We start from the raw sequence: 11,254 nt of genomic DNA on the forward strand, positions 1-11,254 counted from the left end.
CTCTCTAGCCCCGGGTGGTGAAGAAGTCGGCCGCCGTCACCGCGAGCAGGGCAAGCAGAAAAGAACCGGACAGCAGCTCGGGCACCCGGAACAGGCGCAGCTTGGCGATGAATACTTCGGCGGCCGCGAGCAGCACCGCCAGCACAGCGATTTTGACCGCGATCGCCGCGAGTCCGATCACGACGTCGAGCGGGCGCGGGTGCCCGCCGGCGATTCCCCACGGCAAGAACAGATTGGCCAGCAGCGCCAGCAATACGGTGAGCCGCATCCCGGAGGCCCATTCGATCAGCGCCAACTTCGGACCCGCGTACTCGAGAACCATCGCCTCGTGCACCATCGTCAATTCCAGGTGCGTGGCCGGGTTGTCGACCGGCAGCCGCCCGGTCTCGGCGATGATCACGATCACCAGCGCGACGAACGCCAGCACTCCGGTCAGTGACGCCACCTGTCCGGGATGGCTGAGGGTGTTGGCTACCAGGGCACCGAGATTCGCCGATCCGGCGGGAATGGAAAGCGCGAACACGGCGAGCAGAATCGTCGGTTCCACCAGTGCGGCGATGGTGATCTCGCGGCTGGCGCCCATGCCGCCGAACGACGTGCCGGTGTCGATGCCCGCGAGAGTCAACGCGACGGTGCCGACGAACAGCAGACCGACAACGGCGAACAGGTCGGCGGCAACATCCAGCGGGGACCCGATCGCGACGATCGGTGCGATCGCGGCGATGAGCAGCGTCGTCCCGGCGACGATCGCCGGCGCGGCAGCGAATACCACCGTGGTGCCCTGCGGGGTGATTTGCTGTTTGCCCAACTGTTTGCGCAGATCCCGCCAGGGCTGCAGCACCCCGCCGCCGGCACGCCCCTCCAGCCGCGCCCGCACCTGCCGCATGACGCCGATCACCACCGGCGTGCCGAACATGACCGCACCGATCTGGGCGGCGCCCGCGACGTAGGAAAAGACGTTCATCGGGCGATCACCAGCACCACCAGCACACCGAGCATGCCGTAGGCCAGGTAGAGGTGGACGCTGCCGGTGTGTGCCCGCCGGACCAACTCGGCGGCCGCGGCCACCGCCCCGATGATCGGGTTGTAGAACCGCTCCTCGATCGCATCGGCGATCCGGGCCCGGTAGGTGACGGCCTCCGCCAGGTACCGCGACTCGGTCAGATGGGTGATCTCGATGTCGGTGTCGGGGCGCAGCACGTCGTCGAACACCCGCTGCAAGGGCTCCGCGAACGACGTGGCGGTGTATTGCATCCGTGGACTGAGTTCTTCTGCACCACAGGCCCACAACGGCAGCGTCACCGAAGCGGGACGCCGCCGCGAGCGCCAACTCGCCGCGCCAACCGCTACCAGCACAGCGACAGTCAACGCCGCGGCGATCCCGCCCGGCGCGATCGACCCGTTCACGCCCGGCAGCCGCAGCACGGCGCCGAAGTCGGTGAACGCAACGTCGTGGGAAGCGCACAGCCCAGTAAGCACGCGCCGCAATGTGGACCCGACAACCAACGGCGCCACCGCCACCACGACGCATACGGTTGCGGCGAGCGCCATTCCGGCGAGCATGCTGAGGGGCGCCTCACCCGCGTCGGCAGCGGGCTGCGAGCGTGGGCGGGCCAAAAAGCCGATGCCGAATGCTTTCACCATCGCCGCCACCCCGAGCCCGGTCGTGAGCGCGACCGCCCCGACCGCCAGGGGCGCCGCCAACGCCAGGGCCGTGTGGTGCTGCGGCGTGGCGTGAATCAAGGACTGGACCAGCAGCCACTCGCTGACAAAACCGGCGCCCAGCGGTAATCCGGATGCACCCAGGGCGGCAACACCGAACAGGACCGTCGTCGCAGGCATCCGCCGGGCCAGGCCGCCGAGCCGGTCCAGGTCGCGCAGCCCGGTCGCGGCCAGCACCGATCCGGCCGCGAGAAACCCCAAACACTTGAACGCCGCGTGCCCAACCAGGTGCAGCATCGCCGCGGCCATCGCGATCGTGGCCGCCGAGTGCGCGCCCGAATCCGCGAACAACGTCGCTGCACCCAAGGCGAGGGTGATCAGGCCCATGTTTTCGGTCGTCGAATAGGCAAGCAGCCGTTTGAGATCGGTCGCTACCGACGCCTGCAACACCCCATAGAGCGCGGATAGGGCGCCGACGACCAACAGGGTCAGTCCCCACCAGCGCGGACCCGGGCCCAACAACTGCAGATCGAAGCGCACGATGCCGTATACCCCCAGGTTGACCATCGCCGCACTCATCAGCGCCGACACCGGGCTGGGGGCCTCGGGATGGGCCCGCGGTAGCCACGCATGCAGCGGCAACAGACCCGCCTTGGACCCGAACCCGGCCACCGTCAGGACGAACACAGCGGTCCGTGCACCCTCGCTCACCCCCGTCAGGTCCGCGAACCGGTCGGCGCCGCCCGATGCCGACAACACCATCAGCCCTACCAGGACGGCGACGAACCCGAGCTGGGTCATCACCGCGTAGAACAGTCCCGCCGAACGGACCTCCGGCCGGGTGTGTTCAGCCAGCACGAGCAGCAGCGAAGCGATCGCCATCAACTCCCACGCCAAGAGAAAGGTGCTAATCGAGCCGGCGGCCGGCACGAGCAGCATCGCCGCGACGAACAGCGGCACCACCGCCAGCGGGACCCGGCCCGAAAGGTGGTGGTAGCCGATCAGGTAAACGCCCACCGCGACCGCGACCGCTCCTGTCACCGCCATGAAAAACCCGCCCGTTGGGTCGAGGTCCAACCACACCCCCGAAAGCGGAAGCAGCCAGCCGATGTGCACCGGCCGCGTCGACCCGAAAACCCCCAGCAGACCCAGCCACACCCCCAACCCGCCGACACAGCTCGTCAGGACTCCCGACAACGCGCGCCGGAAGCCGTCCCCGGCCGACAACTTCGGCGCGGCCGCCGCGGCCGCCGCAGCCGGCGTCAACGTCACGGTCACCTGCCGGTCACCGATCGCAGGGCCGCGACGATGTCGCTCGGAGTCGGCGGACACCCCGGAATCTCGACGTCGACGGGCACCACCTCACCCACCGCACCGACGACGCCGTAGGCATCTCTGAACACCCCCCGGTTGAGGGCACAGTCCCCGCATGCGATCACCACCCGCGGCCGCGGAGTCGCTGCCACGGTGTTTTGCAGCGGCTCGGCCATGTTGCGCGTCACCACACCGGTCACCAGCAGCGCATCAGCGTGCCGCGGGGAAGCCACCAGCCGCGCGCCGAACCGCTCCGCGTCGTAAACCGGGCCGAAGGCGCCCGAGATCTCCACCTCGCACCCATTGCAGGACCCGGCATCGACGTGGCGGATCTGCAACGAACCCTTCACGCCAGCAGGCGATTCCATCACCACGGCCGGTGCTGGCTCGGCAGGCTCTACGACGCGGCCAACCCGAACGATCTTACCGATCCACCCCATCCGGGCCACCCCGCTACCGGACGTCCGACAGGCCGTCGGCGCGCAAGTCCTCCAGCACCGCAACCCGGTCGCTCAGCATCCCGGTCAACACTTTGCGCGCCACCGCGAGCAGTTCGGCGATATCGCGCGAAGCGATCGAGTAGATCACCGTGTTGCCGTCCTTGCGCGCATCGACCACCCCGGCCCGCCGCAACACCCCCAGCTGCTGAGACAGGTTGGATGACTCCAATCCCACCTCGGGCAACAATTCGCCCACCGAACGGTCCTCCACCGCGAGCAGCTCCAGAATCCTGATGCGTGCCGGATGCCCAAGCGTCTTGAACAACTCACCCTTGAGCCTGTACAGCGGCTCCGACATCACCGGTCTCCTGAAGACTTCCGATTTCTTATCTTCGATTGATTGAAGAACTTATCATATAGCCGACAGTCGGGATGAGGGGTGCCTGCGTCGGCCACCAGCGCATCGCTGGTCGGCGGCCGCACCGGGGCGGCGACCACGGATCTGCGGCGACGCCCGTGACTCGCGGGATGTCGAAGTCGTTCTAGTTTTACGTCGGCTACATTCGCAACAGCCCTGCTCCTTCGAATGCCCAGGCCGCAGCGCATAATAGGAACCTGTTCTAGGAACTAGGTGATGGAGGAGTCGGCATGGGTGCACCAGTAATCGTCGAGGCGGTCCGCACGCCGATTGGCAAGCGGGGGGATGGCTCTCGGGAATGCACGCGGCGGAGATCCTCGGCGCCGCCCAGATCGGGCTGATCGACCGTGCAGGCATCGACGCGGCCCTCGTTGAGCAGGTTATCGGCGGCTGCGTCACCCAGGCCGGCGCCCAGTCCAACAATGTCACCCGCACCGCCTGGCTGGCCGCCGGGCTGCCGTGGCAGGTCGGCGCCACCACCGTCGACTGCCAATGCGGCTCCGCCCAGCAGGCAAACCACCTGATCGCCGCCCTGATCGCCACCGGAGCAATCGACATCGGCGTCGCGTGCGGCATCGAGGCGATGAGCCAGGTCCCCCTCGGCGCCAACGTCGGTACCGAGGCGGGACCGCGTCACCCGCCGACCTGGAACATCGACATGCCCAACCAGTTCGAGGCAGCCGAGCGCATCGCCGAGCGGCGCGGCCTGACGCGCGAAGACATCGAAGTGCTCGGAGTGCGCTCCCAAGCCCTGGCCAAGCAGGCCTGGGCGCAGGGCCGCTTCGACCGCGAGGTCCTCCCACTGAAGGCCCCAGTCGTCGACGCGGAGGGCAACAAGACCGGCGAAACGCAAATCGTTTCTCGTGACCAGGGCCTACGCGACACCACCGAAGAGTCCCTGGCCAAGCTCGAGCCGATCATCGAGGGTGGCATCCACACCGCCGGCACCTCCTCCCAGATCTCCGACGGCGCCGCCGCGGTGTTGTTGATGGACGCCGAGCGCGCCCAGTCACTCGGACTGCGGCCGCGCGCACGGATCGTCGCCCAAGCACTCGTCGGCGCCGAACCTCGGTTCCACCTCGACGGCCCTGTGCAAGCCACCACCCGGGTGCTGCAGAAGGCCGGCATGAAGATCGGCGACCTGGACCTGTTCGAGGTCAACGAGGCCTTCGCGTCGGTAGCGCTGTCGTGGGCGCAGGTGCATCAGCCCGACATGGACAAAGTCAACGTCAACGGCGGCGCCATCGCGCTGGGCCATCCGGTGGGCTCCTCAGGCTCACGATTGATCACCACCGCCCTATACGAGCTCGAGCGCCGAGACGAGTCGACCGCTTTGATCACGATGTGCAACGGTGGCGCGCTAGCCACCGGCACCATCATCGAACGGGTCTAGTGTCCTGCGCGATTCGCGTCACCTTCATCTCTTTTGTGCGGCCCTCTTTCCCGTGCGGCACATCGTGAGCCGAGAATTCTGCTACGTCGCGCTCGACACCGGCGGGCACGACTGCACTGCGACAAACGGCAGCCGCCGCAGCATCAGTCGAGTCGTTCGATGATGGTGACGTTGGCAGTGCCACCGCCCTCGCAGATGGTTTGCAGGCCGTAGCGCCCGCCGCTGCGTTCCAGCTCGTTGAGCAACGTGGCGAACAACTTGGTGCCCGTCGCGCCCAGTGGGTGCCCCAGGGCGATGGCGCCGCCATTGCGGTTGACCCTCGCCGGATCGGCGCCGGTCTCTTTGATCCAGGACAGCACGACAGGCACGAACGCCTCGTTGATCTCCACCACATCGATGTCGTTCATCGTCAAACCGGTTCGTTGCAGCGCGTACTCGGTGGCCGGGATAGGCGCGGTGAGCATCAAGATCGGGTCGGCGCCACGGGCACTCAGGTGGTGTATGCGGGCACGGGGCCTGAGCCCGTGTGCCTTCACCGCGGCTTGCGACGCCACCAGGGTGGCGCTGGCGCCGTCGCAGATCTGACTGGCCAGCGCCGCCGTCAGACGGCCACCCTCCACGAGGCAGTTCAGGCTCGCCATCTTCTCCAGGCTGGTCTCGCGCGGGCACTCATCCACCACGAAGCCACCGACCGGCACGATCTCGTCGTCGAAGCGGCCATCGCCGATCGCGGCGCGGGCGCGCTGGTGACTTTGCAGGGCCCAGCGCTGCATCTCTTCGCGGCCGATGTCCCACTTCTCAGCAATCAGTTCGGCGGCGCGGAACTGCGAAATCTCCTCGTCGCTGTAACGGCGCTCCCAGCCGACCGAACCCTCGAACGGGGTCTGGAACCCGAACTGCTGGCCGACGGCCATCGCGGCGGCGATCGGGATCATGCTCATGTTCTGCACACCACCGGCAACCATGAGCTCGGCGGTGCCACTCATCACCGCTTGCGCGGCGAAGTGCAGCGCCTGCTGGCTCGAGCCGCACTGGCGATCGACGGTGACACCAGGGACGTGCTCGGGGAAACCGGCGGCGAGCCATGCCGTGCGCGCAATATTGCCCGCCTGCGGTCCGATCGCATCGACGCAGCCGAAGACCACGTCGTCGATCGCTGCCGGATCGACCTGATTGCGCTCCAGGAGATGGGTGATCACCAGGGCACCGAGATCGGCGGGATGCACCCGGCACAACGTGCCGCCCTTCTTGCCGACCGCGGTGCGGACGGCGTCCACGATGTATGCCTCACACATCCAAATCCTTCCCGGCGGGCCCAAGCTTTCCAAACCGCGCGCAACAGAATCGAATTCATCGGTGGCTCCTGAAGCGGAATCGCCCGCACCCTAACCAAGCAAGTGCTTGGTCGACGCTAGCACGTGCGGAACCTCGAGCAAACTGTGAGCAACGTCGCGGTTGCCCGCCTATGCGAACCCGGTATCTTTTAGCTTGCTAATATTCGAAACTGATTGAATAACGCCGCGGCCCGATCGGCCGAGACCTCGACCGGCAGTGGCGCGTCGCAGCCAGGAGTCCGATGAGTAACGACCCACGACGGCGTCGACCGACCGCCCTGCAATACCTCGCGTACTGCTACGGAGCGGTCCTGCCCGCCTCGATGCACGACTGGGTGCGCAACGACCTGACCGGCAAAGGCGCCGCACGGCGGACCATGATCCGGGCCGTCATTCCTGCCTTTCTGGTACTCGCCCCGTTCTGGCTGATCCCGACAACGCTGTACGTCCACGCCAGCATGACCCTGCCGATTTTCCTTCCGTTTATCTTGTTCACGCATGCGCTCAACAAGGTGTGGCGCCGCCACCGACTGGCCCAGCATGGTTTCGATCCCGACATCGTCGACGACTACATACGCAAGCGCGACGCCCACGTGCACCGCGCCTACATCGAGCGCTACGGCCCCCGGCCATAGCCAGCCAGAACCCCCGACCGCGCACCGACCTGAGTCGGGCGCAACGCTGCTCAGCCGGAACGAAAGTAGTGACCAGCCGTGTTCGGTGATGACGAATCAGCAGTGGATTGATCCGGCAAAACCGATGTCCTTCGTTCACTGATATATCCCTCACCTACCTCGTTGGCAAAGGCCAACACCTCTGCGAAGGAGAAGTTCATGGCCGAAGCGGTCATCGTCGAAGCGGTGCGATCACCGATCGGTAAGCGCAACGGCGGTCTGTCCGGTGTACACCCCGCCGAACTGTCGGCTCAGATACTCAACGGCTTGGTGCAGCGCGCCGGTGTGGATCCGGTCCTCGTTGACGACGTCATCTGGGGATGTGTGATGCAGGCCGGTGAGCAGGCCCTGGATGTCGCCCGTACCGCGGTGCTCACCGCCGGCTGGCCCGACACCGTCCCGGGTGTAACCGTGGACCGTCAGTGCGGGTCGAGCCAGCAGTCGGTGCACTTTGCCGCCGCCGGCGTGGTGGCCGGCCACTACGACATCGTCGTTGCCGGCGGTGTCGAGTCGATGTCGCGAACCCCGATGGGCTCGTCGCTGGCCAATGGTGGGCACCCCTACCCGGAGGCATTCCGTGCCCGCTACACCCAGACCCCCAACCAGGGCATCGGCGCGGAGATGGTCGCACAGCAGTGGGGCTTCGACCGCACCTCACTGGACCAGTTTTCCCTGGACTCTCACGAAAAAGCCGACACAGCACAGGATTCCGGTGCCTTCGATGACGAGATCGTGACGATCAAGGACCAGGACGGAAACCCGGTGAGCACCGACGAGGGTATCCGCCGTGGCACCACGCTGGAGAAGATGGCTCAACTCAAGGCCGCGTTCACCGAGGAAGGTGTGATCCACGCCGGTAACTCGAGTCAGATTTGCGATGGCTCCGCAGCGCTGCTGTTCATGTCGGCCGAGAGGGCAAAAGCCCTGGGGCTCAAACCACTTGCGCGCGTGCACACCGCGGTGCTGGCCGCTGCCGACCCGGTGATCATGCTCAGCGCACCCATCCCGGCGACCCAGAAGGCACTGCAGCGGTCCGGTCTGGGCGTCGACGATATCGGCGTGTTCGAGGTCAACGAAGCGTTCGCTCCGGTGCCGATGGCCTGGCTGAAAGACATCGGCGCCGACGAGAAGCGTCTCAACCCCAATGGTGGCGCCATCGCGCTGGGCCACCCTCTCGGTGGGTCGGGGGCGCGCATCATGACCACGATGCTGTATCACATGCGGGACAAAGGGATTCGGTTCGGCCTACAGACCATGTGCGAGGGTGGCGGTCAGGCCAACGCGACCATCGTCGAGCTGCTGTAGCGCGATGCAGAGTGCCCTCGATGTCCGCCCGCCGCGCTGGGCAGCAGCGCTCGGGCTACGTCGCGATCATCACCACGAGCCGGCCCGAGGTCGGCAACACCATCGATGCCCCAATAACCATCGGCGGTGACGCCGCAGCGGAAATCAGCGCTGTGCTGCCAGTCACCCCTCAGACGCCTTAAACCATAACGACGTCCACGGCCTCAATAATTTCGGCAAAGGTGATCAAATCGGTGCGGAAGACGGCGGCCGGGAATGCTCGGCGGCCGACGTCACCGACCGGGCCCACGCGTATCGCGGCAGCCGGCTGCCGGCCGCCGGCCGCCGGCTGCGCAACCATCGCATCCCAGACGTCAGTCCCTCACTGCGCACACTCCCCTGAGTCGCGGCAAACGCAGAACGAACAACCCGCCAACCGCAACGCCGTCGACTCCGGTGTCTACCCGCGGGCGTAGCAGGCTTCGGAAGTAGGTTCGATTCCAGTCGGGCCGGCCGAGAAGTCGAGGCACGAAGCCCGGCGCCGCCCTACCGCTGCTCGTAGGTGCCGTAGATGTAGGCGCGCGCGATCGCGTGCTGGAAGAGGTTGAACCCCAGGAAGGCCGGGCTGGCGTCCTCGGTGAGGTCCAGCTTGTCGACGTCGACGGCGTGCACCGCGACGTAGTATCGGTGCACGCCGTGGCCGGCAGGCGGCGCGGCGCCGATGTAGCGGCGCATGCCGGCGTCGTTGACGAGGGTCACCGCGCCTCCCGGTAGCTCAGCGCCGTTGCCGGCGTCCGAGGGCAACTCGGTGACGTCAGCCGGCAGGTTGGCCACCGCCCAGTGCCAGAATCCCGACAGCGTCGGGGCGTCGGGGTCGTAGACGGTGACTGCGAAACTGCGGGTCTGCGCCGGGAATCCCGACCAGCTCAGCTGCGGGCTGACGTCTTCGCCGCCCGCACCCATGATTCCGCTGATCTGCGGTGTGGCCAGCGGCTCGCCGTCGGTGATCGAGTTGGACGTCAACGCGAAGGTCGGCAGCGTGGGCAGCGCGTCGTACGGGTCGGGCGAGCTCATGAAGGATCCTTTCGTGGCGTGATGTTGCTCGGTCAGCAATCGGTCAGGAAGCGCCCCAGCACCTCGGTGCCGAACCGCAGCGACTCGACGGGTACCCGCTCGTCCACGCCGTGGAACAAAGCGGTGAAATCAAGATCGGGCGGCAACCGCAGCGGACTGAACCCGAAGCACCGGATGCCCAGGCGCGCAAAGGCTTTCGCGTCAGTACCGCCGGAAAGCATGTACGGCACCGTCCGGCCGTCCGGATCGAGCGCCAACACCGCGGCGTTCATCGCGTCGACCAGGTCACCGTCGAAGGTGGTCTCATAGGACGGCAGGTCCCTGATCCATTCCCGCGTCACATCCGGGCCGATCAGCTCGTCGACCTCGGCCTCGAACGCCGCTTTGCGGCCCGGCAGGATGCGGCAGTCCACCACCGCCTCCGCGGTCGCGGGGATGACGTTGGCCTTGTAGCCGGCCCTGAGCATGGTCGGGTTAACGGTGTCGCGCAGCACCGCGTTCAGCATGCGGGCCATCGGGCCCAGCTTCTCGATCGTCCCCTCCAAATCGGGGGACTCAATGTCGAACGCGATGCCGGTCTCCTCCCCCACGGCGGCCAGGAACTGAGCGACCGCGTCGGTCATCACCAGCGGGAAGCGGTGGCGGCCCAATCGGGCCACCGCCTCGGCGACGGCGGTGACCGCGTTCTGCTGGTGCACCATGGAGCCGTGCCCCGCCGGGCCCCGGGCGGTCAGCCTCATCCACGACAGACCCTTCTCGGCCGTCTCGACGAGGTAGAGCCGACGTTCGCCGCCGTCGCGGCGCGGCACGGTCAGCGAGAAGCCGCCCACCTCGCCGACGGCCTCGGTGACGCCGTCGAACAGGTCGGGCCGGTGCTCGACCAGCCAGTGCGCGCCATAGCGACCGCCGTGCTCCTCGTCGGCGACGAAGGCGAACACCAGATCGCGTGGCGGCACGACGCCCGCGCGCTTCAACTGCCGGGCCACCACGATCATCATGCCGACCATGTCCTTCATGTCGACCGCGCCGCGGCCCCAGACGTAGCCGCCATCGACGGCGCCGGAAAACGGGTGCACGCTCCATTCGGACGGCTCGGCGGGCACCACGTCGAGATGCCCGTGGATCAGCAGCGCTCCGCGCCCGTTGTCGGCGCCCTCGAGGCGGGCGAACACGTTGCCCCGGCCTGGAGCGCCCGACTCGACGTATTCGGTCTGGTAGCCGACCTGTTCGAGCTGCTCGGCGACCCACCGCGCGCACTCGGCCTCGCCCTGCGTCGTCTCCGGTTCGCCGGTGTTGGTGGTGTCGAACCGGATCAACCTGCTGACGACCTCGACGACGTCGTCGCCCGGGTTGTCGGGAACCTCGGTCTGCCCACGGTCAACGGTCACAACCCAAATTCCTACCACCGCCGGGGATCGCGGGCCTTCCCAGCAGCTGGGTTGGGCCGGGACCGGTGAATCCGATAGCCTTAGCTGCCGACCCGAACGGTTGGCCTTGTCCGAGTGGCGGAATGGCAGACGCGCTAGCTTGAGGTGCTAGTGCCCTACTAATGGGCGTGGGGGTTCAAGTCCCCCCTCGGACACAACTTGTTCGTTAAAAACATAGAAAACTCACTCTGAGCTCGATCAGAGCCGACCTTTTGCGTTTGCTGATATCGACAG

Annotated in this window: 10 protein-coding genes, 1 tRNA gene and 1 pseudogene; 5 read left to right on the forward strand and 7 right to left on the reverse strand. The window is 66.9% G+C overall.

Going from position 1 to position 11,254, the window contains the following annotated elements:
• Positions 1-4: 4 nt before the first annotated feature.
• From ACOJVU_RS09225 to ACOJVU_RS09240, 4 genes are all read right to left on the reverse strand, one after another.
• The gene (locus tag ACOJVU_RS09225; RefSeq protein WP_421529494.1) at positions 5-964 is read right to left on the reverse strand and encodes a respiratory chain complex I subunit 1 family protein; all 960 of its coding nucleotides are present in this window, start codon (positions 962-964) and stop codon (positions 5-7) included.
• Positions 961-2,859 carry a proton-conducting transporter membrane subunit gene (locus ACOJVU_RS09230; RefSeq protein WP_421529505.1) on the reverse strand — a complete coding sequence of 633 codons (1,899 nt, stop codon included), beginning with the start codon at positions 2,857-2,859 and terminating at the stop codon, positions 961-963. Before ACOJVU_RS09230 ends, ACOJVU_RS09225 begins: the two co-directional genes overlap by 4 nt.
• 77 nt (positions 2,860-2,936) lie before the next feature.
• Complete coding sequence (locus ACOJVU_RS09235; RefSeq protein WP_421529495.1) at positions 2,937-3,416, reverse strand: NADH-quinone oxidoreductase subunit B family protein; 480 nt, start codon at positions 3,414-3,416, stop codon at positions 2,937-2,939.
• 13 nt (positions 3,417-3,429) lie between these two features.
• Positions 3,430-3,777, reverse strand: coding sequence for a lsr2/espR transcriptional regulator (locus tag ACOJVU_RS09240; protein ID WP_421529496.1), 348 nt, complete (start codon positions 3,775-3,777; stop codon positions 3,430-3,432).
• Between the two features lie 287 nt (positions 3,778-4,064).
• Here ACOJVU_RS09240 and ACOJVU_RS09245 point away from each other — a divergent pair.
• Positions 4,065-5,227 (forward strand): annotated as a pseudogene (locus ACOJVU_RS09245) (steroid 3-ketoacyl-CoA thiolase).
• 143 nt (positions 5,228-5,370) lie between these two features.
• On the opposite strand, the gene ACOJVU_RS09250 reads toward ACOJVU_RS09245, so the two are convergent.
• Entirely contained in the window at positions 5,371-6,522 is a 1,152-nt protein-coding gene (locus ACOJVU_RS09250) for an acetyl-CoA C-acetyltransferase (protein ID WP_421529497.1), read from the reverse strand.
• A gap of 281 nt (positions 6,523-6,803) precedes the next feature.
• Between ACOJVU_RS09250 and ACOJVU_RS09255 the strand changes: the two genes are divergently transcribed.
• The 3 genes from ACOJVU_RS09255 (at position 6,804) to ACOJVU_RS09265 (ending at position 8,722) form a co-directional block, all read left to right on the forward strand.
• Positions 6,804-7,196: a DUF5313 domain-containing protein gene (locus tag ACOJVU_RS09255; RefSeq protein ID WP_343709115.1), complete on the forward strand. Its 393-nt coding sequence runs from the start codon at positions 6,804-6,806 to the stop codon at positions 7,194-7,196.
• 198 nt (positions 7,197-7,394) lie between these two features.
• On the forward strand, positions 7,395-8,540 hold the full coding sequence (locus ACOJVU_RS09260; protein WP_421529498.1) for a thiolase family protein: 1,146 nt from the start codon (positions 7,395-7,397) through the stop codon (positions 8,538-8,540).
• Positions 8,541-8,560: 20 nt separating this feature from the next.
• On the forward strand, positions 8,561-8,722 hold the full coding sequence (locus ACOJVU_RS09265; protein WP_421529499.1) for a hypothetical protein: 162 nt from the start codon (positions 8,561-8,563) through the stop codon (positions 8,720-8,722).
• Between the two features lie 343 nt (positions 8,723-9,065).
• Here ACOJVU_RS09265 and ACOJVU_RS09270 read toward each other — a convergent pair whose 3' ends face one another.
• Both ACOJVU_RS09270 and ACOJVU_RS09275 read right to left on the reverse strand, forming a co-directional pair.
• Positions 9,066-9,593, reverse strand: a complete 528-nt coding sequence (locus tag ACOJVU_RS09270; protein ID WP_421529500.1) for a YbhB/YbcL family Raf kinase inhibitor-like protein — start codon at positions 9,591-9,593, stop codon at positions 9,066-9,068.
• Positions 9,594-9,625: 32 nt separating this feature from the next.
• Positions 9,626-10,981, reverse strand: coding sequence for a M20/M25/M40 family metallo-hydrolase (locus ACOJVU_RS09275; RefSeq protein WP_421529501.1), 1,356 nt, complete (start codon positions 10,979-10,981; stop codon positions 9,626-9,628).
• 108 nt (positions 10,982-11,089) lie between these two features.
• Between ACOJVU_RS09275 and ACOJVU_RS09280 the strand changes: the two genes are divergently transcribed.
• Positions 11,090-11,175: transfer RNA gene (locus tag ACOJVU_RS09280), tRNA-Leu, on the forward strand.
• The last annotated feature ends 79 nt before the right edge of the window (positions 11,176-11,254 follow it).

The organism is Mycobacterium sp. THU-M104 (assembly GCF_049197365.1).
Lineage (GTDB): Bacteria > Actinomycetota > Actinomycetes > Mycobacteriales > Mycobacteriaceae > Mycobacterium.